Raw genomic sequence first — 23,319 nt, 5'->3', positions numbered from 1 at the left:
ACAATTGAGAGGTTCAAAACTTTTAACCTCCCATTAATCATCCTCATACTCTACCCAACTATTAGGTGTTTCAGATACCGCCACTTTCAACTGCACCCCTTCTGGCACTCGCTTCTTCGTCTCATCGTAAATATACTTAGCAATCATCTCTGCGGTTGTCTCGTAACCCTCTGGTAGCACCTCGTTTAAAACGCAGTGATCCAACCCTCCCTTAGTGCCATCTTGCTTTGCCCAGCGCAAAGTCCTAAAGTCGGCTACCATCACTTTGTGAGGAACATATTGTGATGAGTGTAACTGCCCAGAAGTCGCCTCTACCTTGACTTTATAGGTGTGTCCGTGCATTCGACCACAAGGACCGTCATAGTCTTTAATATAGTGGGCGCTATCAAAACTAAATTCCGTAACCAATTTCCAACGAGGCATTGATCTAAATTAATCTTCTTGGTTGTATCAACTTTAGTCTGTCATTGTTAATTGTTAACAGATTATCGCTTACTATGGAAAAATACATCTTTTGATAGATGGAAATCTGTAACTCCAAAGCAATGAAACCCGAAACCGCTTCTTCACTTGCCCGTACCCCTCTATACGAACTTGCATTAGAGCAAAAAGCACGGCTGACGGCTTTTTCAGGTTGGGAAATGCCTGTTCAATATGTAAGTATTACCCAAGAACATACGGCTGTGCGGACTGCGGCGGGAATGTTTGATATTTCCCACATGGGTAAATTCGTTCTTAAAGGCAAACAGTTAACCGAAAAGCTACAAGTTTTAGTACCTTCAGATCTTAGCCGTCTTAAACCAGGGCAAGCACAATACAGCGTTTTACTAAATTCTGAAGCTGGCATTATTGATGATATCATTTTTTACTACCAGGGTGAAGATGGTGGTGAGCAAAAAGGGGTGTTGATTGTCAATGCTGGAACAAAGGATAAGGATAAAGCTTGGTTGTTGACACATTTAAAATCATCTGAGGTGAATTTTCAAGATTTATCTTCAGAAAAAGTTTTGATTGCGGTGCAAGGTTCGCAAGCAATAAATTATTTACAGCCTTTTGTTAAAGAAGATTTGGCAACGTTGAATGCTTTTGCTCATATAGAAGCAAATGTATTAGGCAACACATCTTTTATCGCTAGGACTGGCTACACTGGCGAAGATGGGTTTGAGGTGATGGTAGATCCATCTGTGGGTGTGGAGTTATGGCGCAGTCTTTTTGCTGCGGGAGTTATTCCTTGTGGTTTGGGTGCTAGAGATACGCTGCGGTTAGAAGCTGCAATGGCACTTTATGGACAAGATATTGATGAAACAACTACTCCTTTGGAAGCTGGTTTAGGTTGGTTGGTTCATCTGGATACTAAAGGTGATTTTATCGGACGTGCTGTGCTGGAACACCAAAAAGCCGCAGGTGTAGAAAGACGCTTAGTAGGGTTGGAAATGCAAGGGCGTTACATTGCGCGTCATGGCTACTCAGTGTTAGCGGCAGGGGAAACGGTGGGAGTTGTAACTAGCGGGACACTTTCGCCAACTTTAGGACGTGCGATCGCACTAGCTTATGTTCCCACACAATTATCTAAAATTGGTCAGGAATTAGAAGTGGAAATTCGTGGCAAAGCTTACCCGGCTATTGTAGTTAAAAAGCCTTTTTATCGTTCCCCTAGCCGAATAGCTTTTAAATAATCGCGCCATAAGTATAGCTATTTTTCAGTTTTGAAGGTTGCAAAAATTGAACGTCACTACTATGCAACCAAAAGTTTTGCAGTTATAAACTATTTAAGCCATTTTTTCGCACAATAGAATAATTAATCGCGTCAGCAATACTCCTGCGGAGTCGCTACGCGATCGCAAATATAGTGAGGAAGTAAAATGGCTCTGGAATATCCTGAAGACTTAAAATACCTAGATAGCCACGAATATGTGCGTTTAGAAGGAGAAATTGCTACCGTAGGCATTAGTGCTTTTGCTGTAGATCAGCTAGGTGACATTGTGTTTCTAGAACTGCCTGATGTGGGTGATGCAGTAGAAAAGGGCGAGACATTTGGCAATGTTGAATCTGTTAAGGCTGTTGAAGACCTCAAATCTCCTGTCTCTGGTACAGTTGTAGAGCGCAATGAAGTAATGGTAGAAACTCCAGAACAACTTACAGAAGATCCTTACGGCGAAGGTTGGTTACTGAAGGTGCGCGTTAATGACTCGGAGGAACTTGAAGATGTGATGTCGGCGAGTGAATACCGCGCACAGGTAGAGGGGGATTAAAGAGGCAGGGGAGCAGGGGGCAGAGGGGCAGAGAAGCAGAGGGGGCAAGGGGAGATCAGGAGTAAAAATGTTATTGGTGAACATTTGCACAATAATTCCGAAAGATTCACAAATGCTAGTTTTGAAAAGCTATTTCTGCTTAATTGTTGCAAAATATGAAGTAGCTACCTTCACAGAGCAACTTTGGGCAACTTAGGGCCATCGCCAAAAATTGAAGTTAGAAGCCCCGATTATACGTTTGTATAGTCGGGGTAGTTCGCTATACGCCTGTTTAAACATATTTGCCACAAAATTTTCTATGTTAGAGTCTTCAAATTACGAGCAAAATACACTGGAGTTGAGCGGTTCTGAGTTGAATACTGCTCAAAAACCGACAGTAGAAACTGCAACAACGGCTTCCGGCAGTTGTAATGGCTTACCGTCAAATGGTGCAAAAATAACTCCACAAACCAAAAAGCCGTCTGAGTTAGAACTAAGTTGGCTGGCGCATGGAGATAATTTTGTCCAACGGCATATTGGTCCAGATGCAGACGAAGTTCAGCAGATGTTGGATGTATTGGGTTGTGACACCCTGGAATCCTTGATTGAAAAAACAATTCCCTCAGCTATTCGGATTAATAAACCGCTAAATTTGGGGGGAAGCCGCAGTGAGTCTGAGTTGCTTGGGGAGTTGAAGGATATAGCATCCAAAAACCAACTCTTTCGCTCATTCATCGGTATGGGTTATTACAACTGCATCACACCTGCTGTGATTGGGCGTAATATTCTGGAAAACCCAGCTTGGTACACTCAGTACACCCCTTATCAACCAGAAATTGCTCAAGGGCGTTTGGAAGCATTGCTCAACTTCCAAACAATGGTAATAGATCTCACAGGCTTGGAAATTGCCAACGCCTCCTTACTTGATGAAGGAACGGCTGCTGCTGAAGCCATGACCATGAGTTATGGAATTAAGGAAAAAAGTAAGGTAAAAGCGTTTTGGGTGTCCGAAGATTGCCACCCGCAGACCATAGATGTCATAAAAACCCGTGCCATCCCTCTAGGAATAGAAGTAATTGTAGGTAATCATCAAACCTTTAATTTTGAGCAAAAAGTATTTGGTGTATTGCTGCAATATCCGGCTAGTGATGGCGCTATTTATGATTACGAAGATTTTATTAACCGCGCCCATGCAGCAGATGCTTTAGTAACGGTAGCAGCAGATTTATTAAGTTTAACGCTGCTAAAACCACCTGGAGAATTTGGCGCAGATATTGCTGTGGGAAATACTCAGCGTTTTGGTGTACCTCTAGGTTACGGTGGTCCTCACGCGGCTTACTTTGCTACGAAGGAAGCTTATAAAAGACAACTTCCAGGGCGACTGGTGGGCGTGTCTAAAGATGTTCACGGACAAACGGCGCTGCGTTTAGCTTTGCAAACACGGGAACAGCACATCCGCCGAGATAAAGCTACCAGTAATATTTGTACGGCTCAAGTTTTACTAGCAATTACAGCTAGTATGTACGCGGTTTATCATGGTTCAAAAGGACTGAAGCAAATTGCTGAAAGGATTCACAAATTAACTGTTGTATTAGCAACAGGGTTGCAGCGTTTGGGTTATGAAATTAAATCGGAATTATTTTTCGATACTTTGCAGGTAAAGGTAGCAGGTACGGAAGATATTTTAGAACGTGCGATCGCACGCCGTATAAACCTCCGCCAAATAGATCAAGATACAGTTGGCATATCTTTAGATGAAACAACCTCAAAACAAGATTTAATTGATTTATTCGAGGTCTTCGCAGGAGATAAGACTGTTCCCTTCACAATTGAAGAATTAGCATCAGTTAATTTTCCTCTAATTAACCCACCCCAAGCAGGTCTTGTTCGCACCAGCAGCTATTTAACCCACCCTGTCTTTAACCAGTACCACTCAGAAACCGAGTTACTGCGTTATATGTATCGCTTGCAGTCTAAGGATTTATCTTTGACAACTGCGATGATTCCACTAGGTTCATGCACGATGAAGCTAAATGCAACATCAGAAATGATCCCGATAACTTGGGCTGAATTTGCCCAAATTCACCCATTTGTCCCCTTGGCACAAACTCAAGGTTATCAAATTCTGTTCCAGCAGTTAGAACAATGGTTGGCAGAAATTACAGGTTTTGCAGGTATTTCCTTACAACCTAATGCTGGTTCTCAAGGTGAATATGCAGGACTTTTAGTTATTCGTCAGTATCATCTACAACGGGGTGATACTCATCGTAATATTTGTTTAATTCCCCAATCTGCACACGGAACAAACCCTGCAAGCGCGGTGATGGCGGGGATGAAAGTAGTTGCTGTTGCTTGTGATGAACAAGGCAATATTGATGTAGCTGACTTAAAAGCTAAAGCTGAGAAGCACAAAGATGATTTAGCCGCCTTGATGGTGACATATCCATCTACACACGGGGTATTTGAGGAATCTATTCTAGAAATTTGTGAAGTTGTACATCAGTACGGCGGACAAGTTTATATGGATGGGGCGAATATGAATGCCCAAGTCGGGTTATGTCGTCCTGCTGATTTTGGGGCGGATGTTTGTCATTTAAACTTGCATAAGACATTCTGTATTCCTCATGGTGGTGGTGGCCCTGGAATGGGACCAATTGGGGTAAAGTCGCATTTAGTGCCGTTTTTACCCAATCATCCAGTAGTTCCGGTGGGAACAGAACAAGGTATAGGTGCGATCGCCTCTGCGCCTTGGAGTAGTGCTAGTATTCTCCCTATATCTTGGATGTACATTGCCTTAATGGGTAGTGCTGGACTTACCAAAGCTACCGAAGTAGCAATTCTCAACGCCAATTACATCGCCAAACGACTAGAAGCTTACTATCCAGTTTTATATCAAGGTAAAAACGGTTTAGTTGCTCACGAATGTATCTTAGATTTACGGCAATTCAAGAAAACTGCCGAAATCGAAGTTGATGATATTGCCAAACGTTTAATAGATTACGGTTTCCATCCTCCAACTGTATCTTGGCCTGTTCCTGGCACAATTATGGTAGAACCGACAGAAAGCGAATCTAAGCAAGAATTAGACCGCTTCTGCGATGCTATGATTGCTATTCGTGAGGAAATAGCAGAAATTGAGTCAGGGAAAGTAGAGCGAAAAAACAACGTTCTCAAGAATGCACCACATACAGCAGCAGATTTAACCGCGAGTGAATGGAATCGTCCTTACTCACGCGAGCAAGCAGTGTATCCTGTTAATGGGGTGCGAGAACACAAATTTTGGCCAGCAGTAGGTAGGATTGATCAAGCGTATGGCGATCGCAATTTAGTTTGCTCTTGTCTACCAATGGATGCTTATAGCGTTTAAACTCTTTAGAGCTAGTGGTTACTATTTACTAATCACTAGCTAAACTTTAAGAAATTTTGAGTAAACTCATACCTAAAATTTTATATATTAGTATGTTAAACACAAATACACAAACGGCAAATAAGAAATGTTTTTTAAACTTGCCATATCCCTAAGTTTGGCAGCAAATATAGTATTTGTAGATGTTGGTTATGCTAACCATATAACTGAAAAATCTACACGCTTTTATTTTATTGCCAAACAAGCCGCAGAAAAATTTGATTACAATACTGCACTCATTAATTATAGAAGAGCGTTAGACAATGCAGTAACGAAATGTGATGCAGTATTTTCTATAGCGGGAATAAAAGCCGCTAAAAAAACTATTGAAGCACAAAAACAAAAACGAGATAACATTTATTTACGAAATTACTTTAACCAAATTTATGAAGATGAAATTTTTGAAGGTCGCTGTGATTTGAGTGGAGAAGTATAATTCAATAGCCTGAAAATATACATTACAAAATGGATGAATGAATTTATGTCACAACAAGTAGAGTTTGAAGGCGTTTCAGCAACCACTTCAGATGGTGTTGTAAACTCATCCCCAAATACTTCCAACCATCATCAAGATACTATTAGCAATAGTAACCCCACAGAAAACCAAGAATTTGCCGACTCAAGTTCTTTGGATAATTTTGATGATTTTGACGATTTAGATTCCCTTCCAGAAATTGAGCAGCCGCCATCAAATTTAAATTATCAGATAGTAACATCTGAAATAAATAATCCATTTTCCTTAGAGCAAAGTGCCGCAATTTCTCAACTCGCTCAAATAGAACCAAACAGAGAAGTTAAACCTCATCACAAGTCATCACTCAATCAGAAAATTTGGATTACTGCTAGTGGAGTTGGTATTGTTTCTTCATTAGTAGTAGCCGCATCATCTTGTTTAGTAATTTCCACAACCGCAGAAAAAATTCAAGCTGATGTCCGCCCCTATCTGTTTCAAGCTAGTTCTCTTCTTGGTTTGGTAGCAGGGATAACTGGTTTTGGGACAGCTTTTTGTTTAGGGAAAATAAATAATAAGAAAATTCAGCAAGTTAGCGAAGATTTGCAAACTCAGTTTCAGGCGGTTTCCCAAGGTAATTTCAATGCCCAGGCAACAGTTGATTCATCCGATGAATTAGGCAAGTTAACAACTGAATTTAACCTTATGGTGCGTGCTATTGAAAATAAACTTAACGAATCGCAACAAATTACGTCAACCCAGGATGAATTTTTGCAATGCAGAATTTCATTATTAATAGAAGATTTTGTTAAAGCAACTGCGGGTGATTTGACAGTACAATCTGAGGTTACGCCTGATATCACAGGTGCGCTTGCAGGTGATTTTAACATTTTAGTTAATCATCTGCGATCAGTTGTACAAAATGCTAGGCAAGCAGCATCTGAAGTTAATGAAAAGGCGATAAATTCGGAAAACTTGGTTCAAAGTTTATCTGCTGATACACTTCAACAAGCACGAAAATTACAGATTAGTCTCAATTCCCTACAGGCAATAGCTTTATTAATTCGTCAGATATTTAAAAATTCTACGCAAGCAGAAAATGAGACGCGACAAATAGCAGAGGTAGTTTCAGCAGCACTTACGGAAGCTGAACAAATTAGATTAGGGCTACTCACAGATATAGATGTTTCACAACAAGTGGAATATATCAAGGTAGCACTTGAAAAGATTATGCAGCTATCTAATAGTATCTTAACTTTAGTTAGTTCTATACTCCCTGAGACTAAAGACTTAATTGCCAACTCACGCCAAATAGCTAAGGTAATCCAATCAGAGCAATCAAAGGCAAAAAATACTACTCAAGAATCTCAACAAATATCTAAACAGCTATCTAGTGTGATAGATATTTCTCAAGAACTTCTTGTTTCCCTTGAACACTTTCAAATTGAGACTACTGTTACTCATATAGATGAAAGCGCAATTTTAAAGAAGGATTCAGAAGTCAGGAGTCAGAAGTCAGAAGGCAGCCTATAGTGGGGAAATTAAAACTGTTTATATTAAGCCGCTAGTTTTACAGAATTCATGCTGATAGCTGACCGCTATATATTTATTAATCACTTAGCCAAGTAATTGCACCTCTAATCCAATCTTCAGGATTTTTACTTTTGGCAATGAAAGCATCTTCGCTAATTGCTTGCAGTGCTTGGGCAACTTCTTCGTTAGAATATCCCAAAGCAAGTAGAGTCATTTCTACATCTTCTAAAATTGCGGGTGCAGGTACAGCCGAAGCTTTCGTTGTGCCTATTCCAGATAAGTTTCGCCATTCTTTTAACTTAGTTTTTAATTCCAAAGCAATTCGTTCGGCTGTTTTATTACCGACACCTGGAGTTTTAACTAAGGCGCGAATATTACCAGTGACAATTGCTTGAATTAACTCAGGTAATCCAAGTGTATCTAAAAGTGCGATCGCCATTTGTGCGCCAATACCACTAACGGTTACTAGCTGACGAAATAAATCTCTCTCCGCAGCAGAAGCAAACCCATACAGTAAGATTTGCTCTTCTCTAATTATCTGATGAGTAAAAACTTGAACTTCACCTGTTTCTGGTAACTGCTGGGTAAGATGTGGCGGAACTTGCAATTCATACCCTATTTGGTTAACTTCCAAAATTAGAATAGTGCGACTGCTACTCCGCTTATGGGTACTAGCTACTGTGCCTTTAAGATAGCTGATCAATTATTAATTACCAATTATCAATGATCAATGATCAATGACCAATGACCTAGTTACTGATCAATTATTACCTTAATTATGGATTTTTTTCTACTCATTAGTTAATTGTTGATAAAACCAAAATAATATAATCCTTCTAATATCCCACCTGCACAAGCAGCTTGAGCGAGATATCTATACTCAGCCGGATTAATTTCATACCATAGACGGAGTTCACGTTTGGCATTTCCTACAATAATTCCCCGTTCTTTTCCTACGCTAAATAACGCGATATCATTTCCAGAGTCACCACATACAACAGTGCGCGTGGCATCAATGTCCCAAACTTGCCGCACAAATTGTACAGCCATACCTTTATCGGCATTGCGTGGCACAATATCAAGATCGTAGCCCGCACTATAGATTGTTTTTACGTTTAAATCACGTTCTTTTAGTAGTAGTTCTAGGCGAGGCAAGACTTCTACTGCTGCTGGTTCTGCGAGATGATAGCTAACTTTGAAAGGACGTTGCTCTGTATCTGATTGGGGAATAAGGTCAGCAAAATGGGCGGCAGTAGAAACAACTAACTCACGATCCCATCCTTGAGAAATTTTTTCATTCCATTGTTGATCGGGAAGATCACTATTTTGAAAATAAACTTCTGTGCCTACTGAGGCAATTAGGGCATCTGGCTGTAATAGTTGCTTTTCAGCCCTAATTTCTTGATAAAGAACAGGAGAACGACCTGTAGCATAAACAATTTTTGTGCCGTGTTCTTGGCGATGCTGTTCTAGCAGGGTATTTAGTTGTTTTAAGGCAGCGTCATCGCCGACTAAAGTGTTGTCTATGTCTGTTACAAGCAAGAAGGAGGTCATAGCAGCCAAAAGTAAACTCAAAAAAAATGCAAGGGAAGTGTTGTCCCTAAATTATTGTCCTATATGGAGAGCTAATTTAACTAATATGGGTCATGGGTCATTGATAATTGTTAATTGGTAATTGTTAATTGTTTACATCTTGGCTACCTCAATTACATCGTCAAGTTTGGATTTTAATCCTGGGTCGTTTACTATCCCAAATTGGTAGCGGCTTTACGTTATTTTATGCGCCGATATTTTTTGTCAATCAAGTAGGTTTATCAGCAACTCAGGTAGGATTTGCTATAGGCAGCGCGTCAATTTCTGGATTAATTGGTCGCATCCTGAGTGGTGCAATGTCAGATTCTAGGTGGGGTCGCAAGCGTACATTGTTGCTATCAGCAGCGATATCTGCGATCGCTTCCCTAGTATTAGCACAAACCAGTAATTTTTCTACCTTAGTAATGGGTAATTTGCTGATGGGCTTTGGGATAGGTTTATACTGGCCTGCAACGGAAGCAGTCGTAGCCGACCTCACCGACAATCACAATCGCAAAGAAGCTTATGCTTTCACTAGGCTGGGAGATAATATCGGTTTAGGATTGGGGATTATTATAGGAGGCGTTTTGATTGGCACAACAAATGCTTATCGGGCGCTGTTTGTGGTTGATGCAATTTCGTTTATGGCATTTTTCGGGGTGATATATGCCGCGATCGCAGAAACCTATAAACCTAAAAAAGGTCACAAACAACCTCTACACAATTGGCAAATAGCATTAAGCGATCGCACTTTATTAGTTTACGTTTTAGTCAACGTCATTTTTACGAGCTACATGGCTCAGATGGAAAGCACCATCCCCCTATACTTCAGTAATTTTGTACCTGTAGAAGCATCAGGAAAAGGCTTTTCACCAATAATAATTAGTGCAATCTTTGCACTGCATCTGATTTTAGCAATTGGAATACAAATTCCGATTGTCCGGTTTCTCAAGCACCGTAGCCATACTCAAGCTCTAAGTTTTTCAGCAATACTTTGGGCAATAGGATTTTGTTTAATTTGGGTTACAGGTGTTGCTGGCAGCCTACAACTAATTTGGGCAATCTTGGGTATGGGTGTATTTGCGATCGCTACCGCAGCTTACAACCCATCGGCTTCTGCCCTAGTTGCCGATATCGCACCAGAATCACTGCGCGGTATTTACCTATCAATCAACTCCTTATGCTGGGCAGCAGGATACGCTGTTGGCCCTCCTTTGGGCGGTTGGGCTTTAGATCAATCACCTTTTGTAGTGCATAGTTTCTGGCTATGTTTAGCAGCCAGCGTCACCCTAGTCATAGTGATATTACAATACCTTGATCGGATGTTACGCCTTCATAGTAAAAAGTGCTGAGAGTAAGAACTGATAATTGATCATTGATAATTGGTTATCCCCCCTACCTCCCGATTGACCTATTTGTAGGAAACTTGATCTCAAAATTGTTGGCAATGCCAGAGGTAAATATGTTCTGAAGAGGTGTCAAGCGAATACACGCAATCACATAAATCTAATTCAATCCTAAATGTACCTTTCCAAAAAAGAATATATAGACCTGCTATGTCTATCTGTACAAGGGTTCTAGACAACGCACCTTTAATTTTCAAAGAAGTCTAAGAAAGATCTCCAAAAAAGAATGTAGAGACCTGCTATATATATTTCTACAAGGGTTTTAGATAGCGCACTTTAATTTTTAGAGATGTCTAATAAATGACCGATAATGTGGTGGAATTTGCAGGAAAGCACCTTTTTAGATGACCGAGGTAACACAACGCTATCGGGCAATTCGCCTGGTTTTACTGATTATGCTGTGGCTGACATTGTTTGTATTGTCAGTCAAAGTTTCAGTAGGTTGGACAACGCGATCGCTTAGTGTACTTGCAGAATCACTGCATACTCTAATTAGTAGCTTTAGCACCCTACTAAGTTTATTAACTACAAGTGCAACTGACCGCCCAATGGGACGCGAAATCTACGGTCATGGTAAACGGGAAACTGTATTAACGTTGCTATTAGCAGGATTTTTAGGCTTTGCCTGCATAAATCTGTTATGGATGACAGCTAATCAGTTTATCGCTGCTAATGATGGCGCAAACTTACCGTTTCCTATTAATGCCAGTTTACCCCTGATTGGGGTACTGGTGATGATGATAGCAACTAGCTTGGGTTTAGCTTTTCTGGGTTTATACGAAGCTAGAATGCTCAATAGCCCTAGCTTACGTTTCAGTGCTGGTCAGATCCTCAAAGATGTTGGTTTATCTCTATTAGTTTTGGGTGGTTTAGCAGCAGTTTTTTGGGATGTAATTTGGCTCGATTTGTTACTAGCTATTTTGCTGGTAATTTTAGCTGTGTTTAGTAATTGGCAAGTGTTGAATTGGCACTTACCGCAATTAGTCCAACAAAGTGCGATCGCTCCAGACGTTTTAGCTCAAATTGCCCGTCATGTGGGAGGCGTTACCCACTGTTACCGCATCCGCTCTAAGGGCATTGTGGGGCGGATGGTATACGTGCAAATGTATTTGATTTTACACCCAGATTTTCGCGAAGTTACTGCCACAATTGCTGAACGCATTGAAATAGCAATTCAAGAACGCTTTGGTCCAGTTAAAGTAACTTTCTATATCGAAGAAGATGTGCTAATGCAGCAACCTCCTAGCGACTCCAGAGGTAGAAATAATCCTGGCAATTATCAGGGCTGAAGTCAGGGCATTATTTAACCGTTGCAATTTAGAGACGTGCCATTAGACATCTCTACAATAATGTTATTTTCTAGAGATGTCTAATGGTTTTTGACGACTTCCTTACCTATCGACTTTTGCTTGGTGGAATTTGGTTTAATCAATAAACTTACTCCAATTGCCCATGCTATAGAAACCATCCATCCTGCTAGAATATCGCTGGGATAATGAACCCCAAGATATAAACGAGTCCAGCCTATTGCTAATACAAACAAACCTCCAACAATCAGTACTAGCCAACGCCATCTCGTATTCCAAGTCAAAACAGTTAAGGCTGCAACTAAAGTCATGCTTGACATGGCGTGTCCGCTAGGAAATCCATAGTCCAACTCTGGCGCGGGTGACTCCCACAAATTAGGGCGAACTCGATGCAACAATACTTTTACGCTTCTGTTAATAATAATGCTTCCTAATAATGTAGTCACTAAATAAGCTAGGGAGAGTTTCTTTCGCCGGATAAGCAATATAAATGCGGTGATTATAGCAACGGGAAATACTCCCCAAAATACTCCCAGTTTAGTTAGTAATGAAGCAAAGGCATCTAGTTGTGGTTGGGCAGTTGAGTGAACTGCTAACAGAATAGGTACATCCCACGGAAAGCCTCCTTGCTTCTCCCAAACGTCTTCTGCTAAACTCCCAAAAATTTGTAGGGGGAAGAAAACCCCTATTAGTAGTACTAACAAGGAGCTACGGCGGGCTATTAGTAAATCTTTGAAAAATTTTAAAAAAGATTGGAAAATTTGTTTTAAGTTATTAGGAAACATTAGTTTATTCTTAAATGAATTAACAAAAATTACATTTAACATCCCCAGAAATTAAAGGTGCGTTACCTAAAACCCTTGTAGAGACGTTGCATACAACGTCTCTACATTCTTTGAAAGGAGATGTCTATTAGTAATTTAAAGTTTGTAAAAATAGCATTAACATCTTTATTAGGTCTGAACATGGCTCTAGGGAGAGACTTATTTTGCTATGAATAAGATCTCCGACGGAAGAAGTATAAATAGCTTAAATATCAAAAATATCTGGTAAATTCGTTTCAGCCTAAAGCTTTTATCATAGTCAATGGCGTAGGTAGACCGCTAAAATAAGGCTATGTCTGACACTACCTCTACTTCTAACCCCTCCAAAGCTGCTGAATCTGACTCCCAAACGCAGCCTCTATTAATTTTGGTTGATGGTCACTCTTTAGCATTTCGCTCTTATTTTGCTTTTGCTAAAGGGCGAGATGGCGGTTTGAAAACCAAAATGGGTATTCCTACCAGTGTGTGTTTTGGTTTCCTTAAGTCGCTTTATGAAGTAATTACATCACAGCAAGCACAAGCTCTAGCGATCGCATTTGATACCAGAGAACCTACTTTCCGTCACGAAGCTTACGCTGACTATAAAGCAGGTCGCACTGAGACACCAGAAGATTTTATTACCGATAGACAAAATCTTGAAGAACTGCTCAGGGCTTTTAATTTACCAATTGTAACCGCACCAGGTTATGAAGCAGATGATGTTTTAGGAACTTTAGCGATTAAAGGTAGTGCAGCAGGTTATCGAGTAAAGATTGTAACAGGCGATCGCGATTTGTTCCAACTCGTTGATCCAGAATCGGGAATTTCTGTTTTATATTTAGGTAATAGTTTCTGGCAGCGTAGCGTTAACGCGGGGCCAGTAGAAATGGGAGTTGAGGAAGTAAAACAGAAATTAGGCATTACACCAGCGCAAGTAGTAGATTATAAAGCTTTGTGCGGTGATCCTTCTGATAATATCCCTGGTGTTAAAGGAATTGGTGATAAAACAGCAGTAAAATTGCTGAATGAATACGGATCTCTTGAGCAAATTTACGCTAATTTAGAGCAAATCAAAGGCGCAGTTAAAACTAAGTTAGAAAATTCTAAAAAAGAAGCTTATGACTCTCAACATCTCGCACAAATAGTACTGGATTTACCTTTAGATGTCACCTTAGAAGACTGTCAACTGCGAGGTTTTGATAGATCTGCTCTTGAACCAATATTAGAAAAATTAGAATTTAAATTTTATTTAGGCAAAATCCCACAGTTACAACAAGCTTTTGGCGGTCAAGTATCTGAAGAACCTACTACAGAAAAAAATAATACTTCGTCAGATACAACATACTTAGAATACTTAGATGTAGGAGAAACAGCAGAGACAGATGATCTCTGGTTTTTCAGTGCAGAGGATACTAAGAATGATCAGCAAGAAAAAGCTTCCCCCATTCAACCGCAAATTATTGATACTGAAGAAAAACTTAATACTTTAGTTAAACGATTAAAAACTTATACTAGCGATGATACGCCTATAGCTTGGGATACGGAAACTACAGATTTAGATCCATTAATAGCAGAATTAGTCGGAATTGGCTGTTGTTGGGGATGTGTACCAACGGAGATGGCTTATATTCCGGTGGGACATAAAACTGGCAAAAATTTAGATAAAGCGACGGTTTTAGAGGCATTGCGTCCTATACTAGAGAGCGATCGCTATCCTAAAGCTTTACAAAACGCTAAATTTGATCGCTTAGTTTTGCGCGTTCAAGGTATTAAACTAGCTGGAGTTATCTTTGATACTATGCTGGCTAGTTATGTATTAAATCCAGAGAATAGCCATAGTTTATCTCAACTATCCCAGCGTTACTTAAAAATTACTCCTAAAACTTACTCAGATTTAGTACCCAAAGGTAAAAATATTGGTGATATAGATATTCCCAGTGTCGCTGACTACTGCGGAATGGATGTTTATACCACATTTGGGTTAGTTTCTAAACTTCGTACTGAATTAGAAGCAGTTCCCACGCTACATAAACTGCTAATAGAAGTGGAACAACCGCTAGAAGAAGTTTTAGCAGAAATGGAATATACAGGTATTAGAATTAATGCCCCATATTTAAATGAGCTATCAGAACAGCTAGAAAAAGAACTCACCAAAATTGAACAACAAGCTTATGAGATAGCAGGAGAAGAATTTAATTTTGGTTCTCCTAAACAGTTAAGCGTATTATTGTTTGAAAAACTCCAACTAGATTTTAAAAAATCTCGTAAAAATCAATCCGGCTACTCTACTGATGCTGCCACACTAGAGAAACTGCAAGGCGATCATCCCGTTGTTGATTTAATTTTACAATATCGTACTCTTGCTAAATTAAAATCTACTTATGTAGATGCCCTACCAGCCTTAATGGTTTCCAAAACTCAGAGAGTTCATACTGATTTTAATCAAACTGGCACAACAACTGGGCGCTTATCTTCTTCTAATCCCAACTTACAAAATATTCCAATTCGTACAGCTTTTAGTCGGCAAATTCGTAAGGGGTTTGTTCCAGAACCAGGTTGGTTGCTGGTGTCGGCTGACTACTCCCAAATTGAGTTAAGAATTCTTGCTCATCTTAGCAAAGAACCAGTTTTAGTAACAGCATATAAACAGAATGAAGATATTCATACTGTCACCGCTAGGCTACTTTTTGAAAAAGATACAATTACTTCAGAAGAACGTCGGTTAGGAAAGATAATCAATTTTGGCGTTATCTATGGGATGGGCGCACAAAGATTTGCGCGAGAAGCTGGAGTTAAAGCTTCAGAAGGTAAAGAATTTATTGAAAAATTTAACCAGCGTTATCCCGCAGTTTTTGATTATTTAGAAAGTATGAAACGAAATGCGATCGCGCATGGTTATGTTGAAACTATTTTACATCGTCGGCGCTACTTTAATTTTGAAGCAGGTAGCCTTCGCAAAAAGAAAGGCAGCAACCCTAATGATATTAATCTTAATGAGATTAAAAGTTTAGGGCAAGCTGACGCACAACTTTTACGCGCTGCTGCTAACGCCCCAATTCAAGGTTCTAGCGCAGATATTATTAAAATTGCAATGGCAAAACTGCATAAGGTATTGCAAAATTATCAAGCACGTTTATTGTTACAAGTGCATGATGAATTAGTCTTTGAAGTTCCACCAAAGGAAGTGGAAGAACTACAGCAAAAAATTCGCTCAACTATGGAAAATGCTGTGCAGTTAGAGGTTCCCCTTGTAGTTGATATTCGTTCTGGTCAAAATTGGATGGAAGCAAAGTAAATTACACCGCTTTGCATTTAAATCTAATACACCCCTCCCCAACCCTCCCTTTATTAAACGGAGGGAGTAAGAGTAAGGGCAGTACGGGTGGGGTAATTTTGTACTTCACTAACCTAAAGCACTGGGTAGGTTATATCTGAGGGTATCTGTTAATAAAGTACTGCTTATTAATTCGGGAATGCTGGCGAAAATATCAGTTTTTTGTACTGTTTCAAAAATTAATTCTTGTTTTGCTCTGGCTAAACTAAACTCGCTGTATGACATACAATATAAAAATTGAAAGTATATTCTAATTAATAGTGGATAGCGATAATGACTGGCAAAAAGAAAATAAACCAACAACCTCTGATCTGGGTAGGTGCATTTATCCTGCTCTTAAGTTTGCTTGGGTGTGAAAACTTGTTCAAGCCTTCCACAACAAAATCACCCACCTATTCTGTAAAGCGAGTTAGTGATGGCGATACTCTGGCTGTAACTGATAGTAGTGGTAATAATTTTAATGTACGCTTTGCCTGTATGGATGCACCAGAAATTGCACATTCAAACGCAGAAAAGCAAAGTAAAAAAGCAGTAGATAAAAATCAATTTAAATGGGGAGTACAAGCGCAACAGCGTTTACAAAAACTTGTGGAACAGGGAAGCGATCGCGTAGCATTAACTGTAACCGATACTGATCGCTATGGGCGCAAAGTAAGCGAAGTACGCCTGCCTAATGGCACTTTAGTACAAGAAGTATTAATTCGTGATGGACTAGCAATGGTTTACACGCCTTATCTGAAAAATTGTCCTAGTGCAGCAGTTGTTAAACAAGCAGAAGCAGAAGCGAAGCAAGCACGACGTGGTATTTGGGGAGACTCCAAATTTGTCCCTGCTTGGGAGTTTAGAAAAGAGCAACGTCAGGCGAAAGCAAAGCAGTAAGATAATGCTACTTCAAAAATCTACATCATCATCCTCACTAGATTCCTCATTTTGATTCTGGGAATTATATCCCCGAAAAATAATTGGCGCGATCGCACCGCCAATTACTCCCGCAGCCGCACTAAAACCTAGCACAATTCCTATCGGGATTTGAATAGATTGGAACGTCAGAAACTTGATTGATATTGGGGTGTAATTTTGCACAGAAATAATTGCGATCGCACTCACCCAGCCAGCCACAATTAAAGAAGTAAGTAAGTTAGTAAATGTATTCATCTTGAAATTTTGAAGTTTGTAGGGGCGAACGGCCGTTCGCCCCTACTATATATAGAAATTCTGGGTAAGTCCTCTAAAAGCTAACAGCTAATAGCTAATTGCTAACAGCTACACTCCCACTGGTTTCAAATCAGCAATCATACTTTCCATGTATTGAGCAATTTGACCCAATTTTTCAGGAGTATTAGTTTCCATGTAGACGCGCATCAAAGGTTCAGTACCCGATGGACGCAACAGCACCCAACTTCCTTCTTCTAAGTAAAGTTTAATACCGTCCTTACGTCCTACTTCCTTAATTTTGATGCCTGAAACTTCTGCGGGTGGGTTCTTGGTGAAAGAATCTAGCACAGCAGCTTTATGTGCCTCCTCTAAGTGTAAATCAAGGCGATTGTTGTAGAGAGGTCCATCAGCTTCCGCGATCGCTTCTGCAACTAACTGACTTAAAGGTTTACCTTCATAAGCGATCGCTTCTGCAACTAGCATATCTGCTAAAATCCCGTCTTTTTCGGGAATATGCCCAATCACACTTAAACCACCAGATTCTTCACCACCAATTAATACTTGGGTTTCGCGCATCTTCTCCCCAATGTATTTGAAACCTACAGCAGTTTCATAGATTTGCAAACCGTACTTACCAGCTAAATTATCTAGCAAGTGAGTAGTAGCAACAGTGCGAACAATTGCCCCTGTTTTACCTTTATTTTTGCTGAGGTGACGGGCTAAAAGTAACAGTACAGTGTTAGGTGTGAGAACATTACCTTGTTCATCAACAATGCCAAAGCGATCGCTATCTCCATCCGTCGCCAAACCTATATCAGCGTGATCTTTCTTCACCGCTTCAACTAACTCAATTAGTTGTTCTCCCTTGGGTTCTGGCATTCCACCACCAAATAATACATCACGGTAGGTGTGGAAAGATTCTGTCTCACAGCCACAGTGTTCTAAAACAGTATCCAGGTAGCCACGAGAAGTCGAATAAAGCGCATCATATTTAACCTTTAGCTTGGCACTCTTGATCCGCTCAACATCAATCAGAGTGTAAATAAACTTTAAGTACTCTGGTTTAGGATCAAAAGTAGAAATTTTATCAAGATTGCTACCACTTGGAGGCTGATCCGTTGCCCCTTCAATATTGGCAACAATTGTATCGGTAATTTGTGGCGTTGCAGGTCCCGCGTAGTCAGGAATATATTTAATCCCACAATAAGGTGCTGGGTTATGGCTGGCGGTGAACATCAGCGCCCCAGCAGAATTTAGCAAACGGGCATTGTAAGCGATTACAGGCGTGGGACAATCGCGATCCGTCACAAGTACCGTCCAACCTAAATCTGCCAGCACAGAAGCCGCAGTATGGGCAAACTGATCAGCTAAAAAGCGGGTATCGTAGGCAATTAAAACAGGTCTATCTTTTGAGTAAGCGGTTTCTAAATAATTTGCGATCGCGCGTGTAACCTTACAGACATTAGCAAAAGTAAAGTCATCTGCAATAATTCCGCGCCATCCATCGGTGCCAAACTTAATCTGTTGTGAACTGCTGGCTGTACTCATTTATGCCACTTCCTGTCGATTTCACATCAATACTACAGGACAGCTATCGTTTTTGAGCCTTGGCTTTGATAGCAGTTAGCGGTTAGGTATCAGTTATCAGCTTTTTTCCAAGCGTTTAGTACCAAGGGTTTCAGTAATAAAAAATGCCCTAACCTACCTGGCTACAGCTATATATCCAAATCCGCACTATGAAATTTTGTAGTTTAAGTAACAATTTCACGCGATCGCTTAGTTAGGCACTTGATGGGGCAGATAGATCAGCCTCATCTCCCCATCCCGTCATTTTGCTAATTTATAAATTTTTATAATAGCGATCGCGCAAAGGGGTTGATAGGACAGGTGCTAATTACGCTGGCAGATGGTAGATTAGCAGCAAGAGTAATTTCTATATGCTCCGGTAGGTGTCGCCGTCCGGGATTGAAATGATTATTAATTACTTGACTGGAGTGCTTGAGCCATTATGACCAAAACAGAAACACCAACCCTACCAAAGCTTCAATCAGAAGTTGCTCGTCTACGAGAAGAGTTACAAATGCGAGATCAGCTAGTACAGCAGCTATCTCAAGAACTCTTTCGACTTGTCAAGGGCAATGCAACCTTCATGCCCAAGCCAGAGGTTTCTGAGCATCAAATAGCAGAAGTTAAACTGCTGCGGGAACAACTGCAAGAAGTAGAGCAGCAAGTAACGTTCTATCAAGAGCAAATTTCTGATCGTGACGGTGAGATTCATCAATTACGGCAATCTGTCCAAGAATTGAGCGATCGCAGTCGGATGCTAGAACAAGTAGTCCAAGAATTGCCCCAAATTTATCGCCAGAAGTTTGCAGAAAGGATGGTACCGCTCAAAGAAAGAGTGACAATGCTGCAACGAGAAAACCGCCAGCTTCATGCAGAACTGCGTAGCGTCAGCTATCGTTTAGCTGTCAGAAGCCGTAATATTGGCAAAATTGACTTACCAACTTTTAATCGCGTCAGTGTTGGACCCATTCCTACTTACGGGAATCTATAACGTTTCAATTATTTAGCGATGCCCTTAACCCCACTCCCAGCCCCTCCCCCAATTTTGGGGCGGGGAATTTAGTTTTATGTGTATTTATGTCCGCCTACTTAGCTGGAGCAATATTAAAATTTTGTGGTGTGATTAATGGGTAACAACCTTGCAGCAAATAAATATGGTTTAGGTATTCACACTAGCAGTGCTGAATTAGGTTTAGCAATTAGCAATTTTGGTGGTGAATCTCGTACTCAATCCTGGGATTTGGGAAGAGATTTATCTAATGTTTTTCACCAGTATTTACTTGATTTTATCTCACCTCAGACTTGGGCAGATTTAGGGTTTATTGCAGTAGCAAAAGGTCCTGGCGGATTTACAGGGACTCGTATTGGTGTAGTTACTGCCCGTACATTAGCACAACAGCTAGATATTCCTTTATTTACGATATCTACCTTAGCAGCTTTGGCATGGGAGAAAAAGCCAGTAGAAACAATTTTAGATAGTGCGATCGCCATCCAAATGCCTGCACAAAGAAATCAATTATTTACTGGTATTTATCAGGTATCAGCCGATAATTTAAAACTAAATGAGTTATTTCCAGATACAGTAATTTCTCCTGAAGCATGGCAACAAACTTTAGATAATATGAAAATGTCATATCAGCTTATTGAAATTCCATCGGGGATAGGATTAGGTGAATCAGTCGCCAGTTTGCTAGAACTTGCTTATATTGAATGGCAGCAAGGAAACTCCCCCCATTGGTCAGAAGCTTTGCCTTTCTACGGTCAGCATCCTGTAGATATTAAATAGGAGAAGTGCGGTTTTAATATTGTTAATGCTGTTTATTAATTATCTTTTGCCCAAACTTGTAACTGTAAATATACAAGCAATAGTGTTACAGCTAACAAAACAGTTGCAGCAGCAGCAGCGTAGCCAAAATCGAATTGTGCAAAAGCCTGATCGTAAATATAGTAAACCAGTAAATTAGTAGAATTTAACGGACCGCCACCCGTAATTACATAAACCTGCTCAAAACTTCGCAATGTAAAAATAGCAGTAGTAACAGTAACAAATACCAAAGTAGGTTTTAGTCCAGGCAGAGTAATATGCCAAAACTGTTGCCAAGAATTAGCGCCATCTAACTCAGCCGCTTCATAACGATTAACAGGAATTGCTTGTAAACCTGCTAAAAAAACTACCATATTAAAACCTAACTGCTTCCAAATGCTCAATAAAATTAGCACTGGCATTGCCCAAACCGTGCTACCTAACCAAGAAATTGATTCAATTCCAAAAAAATTTAGCAGCGAATTAACAAAACCTTCAGTTTGAAACAACCAACGGAACCCCAAACCAGCAGCTACAAGGGAAGTAATAGAAGGAATAAAAAAGGCAGTGCGTAACAGTCCTCGTAAAGCAAAAGAACGATTTAGTAATACTGCTAGTCCTAAAGAGATCACTAAACTGGGAATAACTGTGGCAACGGTGAAGTAAACAGTATTAGTTATAACTTGCCAAAAGTCAGGAGTTAAAAGTAAACGCAAGTAGTTTTTCCCACCTACCCAGTGGACACCTGCTAAGGTAAAACTACCAGTGGTAAAGCTGAGATAAAACAGGTAAGCGATCGGCCACAGTAGGAAAGTACCCAAAAAAATCAGTGCAGGGGCAAGAAAAATCCACGCGGCAATTCCTTCTCTACGAGACGCGGCGCGGAGGGAAAGCTGCGATAATGCTTGATTATCTACTAAGTCAGTTTTAGAAGAACGCCAAAAAGTCATAAACAGGACTTACGCAAGACAACAGTAAAATTACGCTTGTAGGGGCGGGTTGCACCACAAATTTATCTTGACAAACCATTGATCTACATAAATCCACCCTGACCTCAAGAATGATTTATGCGTAAGTCTTATTAAATTAGGTGTTGGCATTTTCATATTGAGGTATGGGTATTCTAACTTTATGGACTACCCAAAGCTTATTAGCATCAAAGTTATCACTAATATGAGTAACAATTTTTTAAATTTATCCCCTAAACAATTAAGTTTTATAAAAACTAGCAAGCTGCTTAAATCCAGCATATTTGTGGGGCTAGTTAGTGCGTTGGGTGTAACTATCACAGCTACAGCCTTGCTACCACCGCTACTAGCTCAATTTCCTATCGGAATTGTAGATAAGGCGCGAGCATCGGAACCTAAACTTACCTTGCGTAATCTCAACCAAGCCCAAAAAATTTACTACGCTCAAAAGGGAAAATTTGCTACAAGTATTGCTCAGTTGAGCGCCAGTGTTAACCCAGATACACAGAATTATCGCTACCGAATTGTTACTAACCCAAAACTGCCTCGCCAAGTAATGATGACTGCTCAAGCAAAGCGAAATGATGTTAAAAGTTATACAGCAGCAATGTTTGTGACTACAGTTAATCGTAACCAATTGACCGTTTCAGGTGTTTGTGAAACTGTTACAGCATCATCTAAACTTCCGGCAATGCCAAAACCTCCCAAAAAGGGTTCAGTGCAAGTTCAATGTCCGGCAGGTTCCCGTCTGGTAGTAAAATAATATTTATATTAGCTGTATTTTCTAGCTGCTCATGTAGATAAAGAGTCTTTTTGATCAGAAGGTGTGCAATTTGAATTAGTTTAATTAGATAATTAATTAGCTTTTAATTACCCAATGATTTTTAATTCAACACTAACTGATACGCCCAGTTTAATTTCGCCTGTCGTTCCACCGAATTTACTTGTAACAAACTCCCCTATAAAGCTAGGAATTATGGCTTCTGGAAGTGGGACTAACTTTGAAGCGATCGCACAAGCTATTGCAGACTCGCAACTAAATGCCCAGATTCAAGTTGTAATCTACAACAATCCTAACGCTAAGGTAGCTGAACGCGCCCAAAGCTGGGGTGTTCCGGCAATTCTCCATAATCATCGGGAATTTACCAGCCGCGAAGATTTAGATCAGCAAATAGTCCAAACTTTTCAGCAGTTTAATGTTGAATGGGTAATTATGGCAGGTTGGATGCGCCTGATTACTCAGGTACTACTTGACGCTTATCCTAATCAGGTGATTAATATTCACCCTAGTTTATTACCCAGTTTTAAAGGTGTTCGAGCAGTAGAGCAAGCCTTAAAAGCTGGAGTAAAAATTGCTGGCTGTAGCGTTCACCTAGTTAGTTTAGAAGTTGATAGTGGCCCAATTTTGATGCAAGCGGCTGTGCCAGTCTTACCTAATGATACCCATGAAACTCTGCACGCCCGAATTCAAGTGGAAGAACATCGGATTTTGCCACAAGCGATCGCTCTAGCGGCTCAAAAATATTAGAATTATTGCCAAAATTATTTTTTGGGGTTTCAGAATTTTAATTAACCGCAGATAAACGCAGATGAAATATCAATTTTATCCACTTATGCTCATTGGTTTAGGGGGAGCTCCTTTTTTATCTAACAATGCCCAGAATAGGGGAAAAGCTCTTTTTTGGTAAATCGCACTGACTATTAAAACATTGTTTTCTTTCCATTGGGTTCTATCAATAGCGATAATTAGTTGAGTTCCAGCTTTAATTTGGCGATAATTTCA

Annotated in this window: 21 protein-coding genes; 13 read left to right on the top strand and 8 right to left on the bottom strand. The window is 40.1% G+C overall.

Annotated elements, in window-relative coordinates:
* Positions 1-33 precede the first annotated feature (33 nt).
* Positions 34-423 (bottom strand): 6-pyruvoyl trahydropterin synthase family protein, encoded by a 390-nt coding sequence (locus tag CRI9333_RS09615; RefSeq protein WP_015202970.1) that lies wholly within the window; start codon positions 421-423, stop codon positions 34-36.
* Between the two features lie 122 nt (positions 424-545).
* Here CRI9333_RS09615 and gcvT point away from each other — a divergent pair, with 122 nt between their 5' ends.
* From gcvT to CRI9333_RS09590, 5 genes are all read left to right on the top strand, one after another.
* Entirely contained in the window at positions 546-1,676 is a 1,131-nt protein-coding gene (gcvT, locus tag CRI9333_RS09610; protein ID WP_015202969.1) for a glycine cleavage system aminomethyltransferase GcvT, read from the top strand.
* Positions 1,677-1,862: 186 nt separating this feature from the next.
* Positions 1,863-2,252 (top strand): glycine cleavage system protein GcvH, encoded by a 390-nt coding sequence (gcvH, locus tag CRI9333_RS09605; protein WP_015202968.1) that lies wholly within the window; start codon positions 1,863-1,865, stop codon positions 2,250-2,252.
* Between the two features lie 298 nt (positions 2,253-2,550).
* Positions 2,551-5,598 carry an aminomethyl-transferring glycine dehydrogenase gene (gene gcvP, locus CRI9333_RS09600; RefSeq protein ID WP_015202967.1) on the top strand — a complete coding sequence of 1,016 codons (3,048 nt, stop codon included), beginning with the start codon at positions 2,551-2,553 and terminating at the stop codon, positions 5,596-5,598.
* A 127-nt stretch (positions 5,599-5,725) separates the two neighbouring features.
* Entirely contained in the window at positions 5,726-6,073 is a 348-nt protein-coding gene (locus CRI9333_RS09595; protein ID WP_015202966.1) for a hypothetical protein, read from the top strand.
* Between the two features lie 45 nt (positions 6,074-6,118).
* Complete coding sequence (locus CRI9333_RS09590) at positions 6,119-7,621, top strand: HAMP domain-containing protein (RefSeq protein ID WP_015202965.1); 1,503 nt, start codon at positions 6,119-6,121, stop codon at positions 7,619-7,621.
* A gap of 76 nt (positions 7,622-7,697) precedes the next feature.
* Here the strand turns inward: CRI9333_RS09590 and ruvA are convergent, their stop codons facing one another.
* On the bottom strand, positions 7,698-8,324 hold the full coding sequence (ruvA, locus tag CRI9333_RS09585; protein ID WP_015202964.1) for a Holliday junction branch migration protein RuvA: 627 nt from the start codon (positions 8,322-8,324) through the stop codon (positions 7,698-7,700).
* Positions 8,325-8,422: 98 nt separating this feature from the next.
* Positions 8,423-9,175 (bottom strand): sucrose-phosphate phosphatase, encoded by a 753-nt coding sequence (locus tag CRI9333_RS09580; protein ID WP_015202963.1) that lies wholly within the window; start codon positions 9,173-9,175, stop codon positions 8,423-8,425.
* Between the two features lie 128 nt (positions 9,176-9,303).
* Between CRI9333_RS09580 and CRI9333_RS09575 the strand changes: the two genes are divergently transcribed.
* The gene (locus CRI9333_RS09575) at positions 9,304-10,545 is read left to right on the top strand and encodes an MFS transporter (protein WP_015202962.1); all 1,242 of its coding nucleotides are present in this window, start codon (positions 9,304-9,306) and stop codon (positions 10,543-10,545) included.
* 398 nt (positions 10,546-10,943) lie between these two features.
* Entirely contained in the window at positions 10,944-11,888 is a 945-nt protein-coding gene (locus tag CRI9333_RS09570; protein WP_015202961.1) for a cation diffusion facilitator family transporter, read from the top strand.
* Positions 11,889-11,968: 80 nt separating this feature from the next.
* On the opposite strand, the gene CRI9333_RS09565 is transcribed toward CRI9333_RS09570, so the two are convergent.
* Positions 11,969-12,691 (bottom strand): phosphatase PAP2 family protein, encoded by a 723-nt coding sequence (locus CRI9333_RS09565; RefSeq protein ID WP_015202960.1) that lies wholly within the window; start codon positions 12,689-12,691, stop codon positions 11,969-11,971.
* A gap of 331 nt (positions 12,692-13,022) precedes the next feature.
* Here CRI9333_RS09565 and polA point away from each other — a divergent pair, with 331 nt between their 5' ends.
* The gene (polA, locus tag CRI9333_RS09560) at positions 13,023-16,004 is read left to right on the top strand and encodes a DNA polymerase I (RefSeq protein WP_015202959.1); all 2,982 of its coding nucleotides are present in this window, start codon (positions 13,023-13,025) and stop codon (positions 16,002-16,004) included.
* 108 nt (positions 16,005-16,112) lie between these two features.
* On the opposite strand, the gene CRI9333_RS27335 is transcribed toward polA, so the two are convergent.
* On the bottom strand, positions 16,113-16,268 hold the full coding sequence (locus CRI9333_RS27335) for a hypothetical protein (RefSeq protein WP_015202958.1): 156 nt from the start codon (positions 16,266-16,268) through the stop codon (positions 16,113-16,115).
* A 48-nt stretch (positions 16,269-16,316) separates the two neighbouring features.
* On the opposite strand from CRI9333_RS27335, the gene CRI9333_RS09555 reads away from it, so the two are divergent.
* Entirely contained in the window at positions 16,317-16,922 is a 606-nt protein-coding gene (locus CRI9333_RS09555; RefSeq protein ID WP_015202957.1) for a thermonuclease family protein, read from the top strand.
* Positions 16,923-16,934: 12 nt separating this feature from the next.
* Here CRI9333_RS09555 and CRI9333_RS09550 read toward each other — a convergent pair whose 3' ends face one another.
* Together CRI9333_RS09550 and CRI9333_RS09545 are read right to left on the bottom strand one after the other, a co-directional pair.
* Positions 16,935-17,198, bottom strand: coding sequence for a LapA family protein (locus tag CRI9333_RS09550; RefSeq protein WP_015202956.1), 264 nt, complete (start codon positions 17,196-17,198; stop codon positions 16,935-16,937).
* A 108-nt stretch (positions 17,199-17,306) separates the two neighbouring features.
* Complete coding sequence (locus tag CRI9333_RS09545) at positions 17,307-18,746, bottom strand: phosphoglucomutase/phosphomannomutase family protein (protein WP_015202955.1); 1,440 nt, start codon at positions 18,744-18,746, stop codon at positions 17,307-17,309.
* 460 nt (positions 18,747-19,206) lie between these two features.
* Here CRI9333_RS09545 and CRI9333_RS09540 point away from each other — a divergent pair, with 460 nt between their 5' ends.
* Together CRI9333_RS09540 and tsaB are read left to right on the top strand one after the other, a co-directional pair.
* A complete protein-coding gene (locus CRI9333_RS09540; RefSeq protein ID WP_015202954.1) occupies positions 19,207-19,755 on the top strand; it encodes an Npun_F5560 family protein in 549 nt (182 codons plus the stop codon).
* A 135-nt stretch (positions 19,756-19,890) separates the two neighbouring features.
* Positions 19,891-20,550, top strand: a complete 660-nt coding sequence (tsaB, locus tag CRI9333_RS09535) for a tRNA (adenosine(37)-N6)-threonylcarbamoyltransferase complex dimerization subunit type 1 TsaB (protein ID WP_015202953.1) — start codon at positions 19,891-19,893, stop codon at positions 20,548-20,550.
* Positions 20,551-20,585: 35 nt separating this feature from the next.
* Here the strand turns inward: tsaB and CRI9333_RS09530 are convergent, their stop codons facing one another.
* Positions 20,586-21,518, bottom strand: a complete 933-nt coding sequence (locus tag CRI9333_RS09530) for a carbohydrate ABC transporter permease (protein ID WP_015202952.1) — start codon at positions 21,516-21,518, stop codon at positions 20,586-20,588.
* A gap of 223 nt (positions 21,519-21,741) precedes the next feature.
* On the opposite strand from CRI9333_RS09530, the gene CRI9333_RS24870 reads away from it, so the two are divergent.
* Together CRI9333_RS24870 and purN are read left to right on the top strand one after the other, a co-directional pair.
* Positions 21,742-22,299 carry a type IV pilin-like G/H family protein gene (locus CRI9333_RS24870; RefSeq protein WP_015202951.1) on the top strand — a complete coding sequence of 186 codons (558 nt, stop codon included), beginning with the start codon at positions 21,742-21,744 and terminating at the stop codon, positions 22,297-22,299.
* 114 nt (positions 22,300-22,413) lie between these two features.
* Positions 22,414-23,064, top strand: coding sequence for a phosphoribosylglycinamide formyltransferase (gene purN, locus CRI9333_RS09520; RefSeq protein WP_015202950.1), 651 nt, complete (start codon positions 22,414-22,416; stop codon positions 23,062-23,064).
* The last annotated feature ends 255 nt before the right edge of the window (positions 23,065-23,319 follow it).

The sequence above is a fragment of the Crinalium epipsammum PCC 9333 genome (assembly GCF_000317495.1).
Taxonomy (GTDB): Bacteria; Cyanobacteriota; Cyanobacteriia; order Cyanobacteriales; family PCC-9333; genus Crinalium; species Crinalium epipsammum.
The sequence above is the reverse complement of the archived record's forward strand: the minus strand, read 5'-3'. Positions and strand labels throughout refer to the sequence as shown.

Bases quoted from the DNA above. Each gene is read 5' to 3' on its own strand.
- CRI9333_RS09540 (WP_015202954.1), top strand. From the start codon at position 19,207: ATGACCAAAACAGAAACACCAACCCTACCAAAGCTTCAATCAGAAGTT.
- CRI9333_RS09550 (WP_015202956.1), bottom strand. From the start codon at position 17,198: ATGAATACATTTACTAACTTACTTACTTCTTTAATTGTGGCTGGCTGG.
- gcvT (WP_015202969.1), top strand. From the start codon at position 546: ATGAAACCCGAAACCGCTTCTTCACTTGCCCGTACCCCTCTATACGAA.
- CRI9333_RS27335 (WP_015202958.1), bottom strand. From the start codon at position 16,268: ATGTCATACAGCGAGTTTAGTTTAGCCAGAGCAAAACAAGAATTAATT.
- CRI9333_RS09565 (WP_015202960.1), bottom strand. From the start codon at position 12,691: ATGTTTCCTAATAACTTAAAACAAATTTTCCAATCTTTTTTAAAATTT.
- polA (WP_015202959.1), top strand. From the start codon at position 13,023: ATGTCTGACACTACCTCTACTTCTAACCCCTCCAAAGCTGCTGAATCT.
- gcvP (WP_015202967.1), top strand. From the start codon at position 2,551: ATGTTAGAGTCTTCAAATTACGAGCAAAATACACTGGAGTTGAGCGGT.
- CRI9333_RS24870 (WP_015202951.1), top strand. From the start codon at position 21,742: ATGAGTAACAATTTTTTAAATTTATCCCCTAAACAATTAAGTTTTATA.
- tsaB (WP_015202953.1), top strand. From the start codon at position 19,891: ATGGGTAACAACCTTGCAGCAAATAAATATGGTTTAGGTATTCACACT.
- purN (WP_015202950.1), top strand. From the start codon at position 22,414: ATGATTTTTAATTCAACACTAACTGATACGCCCAGTTTAATTTCGCCT.
- gcvH (WP_015202968.1), top strand. From the start codon at position 1,863: ATGGCTCTGGAATATCCTGAAGACTTAAAATACCTAGATAGCCACGAA.
- CRI9333_RS09595 (WP_015202966.1), top strand. From the start codon at position 5,726: ATGTTTTTTAAACTTGCCATATCCCTAAGTTTGGCAGCAAATATAGTA.
- CRI9333_RS09555 (WP_015202957.1), top strand. From the start codon at position 16,317: ATGACTGGCAAAAAGAAAATAAACCAACAACCTCTGATCTGGGTAGGT.
- CRI9333_RS09615 (WP_015202970.1), bottom strand. From the start codon at position 423: ATGCCTCGTTGGAAATTGGTTACGGAATTTAGTTTTGATAGCGCCCAC.
- CRI9333_RS09530 (WP_015202952.1), bottom strand. From the start codon at position 21,518: ATGACTTTTTGGCGTTCTTCTAAAACTGACTTAGTAGATAATCAAGCA.
- CRI9333_RS09580 (WP_015202963.1), bottom strand. From the start codon at position 9,175: ATGACCTCCTTCTTGCTTGTAACAGACATAGACAACACTTTAGTCGGC.
- CRI9333_RS09590 (WP_015202965.1), top strand. From the start codon at position 6,119: ATGTCACAACAAGTAGAGTTTGAAGGCGTTTCAGCAACCACTTCAGAT.
- CRI9333_RS09570 (WP_015202961.1), top strand. From the start codon at position 10,944: ATGACCGAGGTAACACAACGCTATCGGGCAATTCGCCTGGTTTTACTG.
- CRI9333_RS09545 (WP_015202955.1), bottom strand. From the start codon at position 18,746: ATGAGTACAGCCAGCAGTTCACAACAGATTAAGTTTGGCACCGATGGA.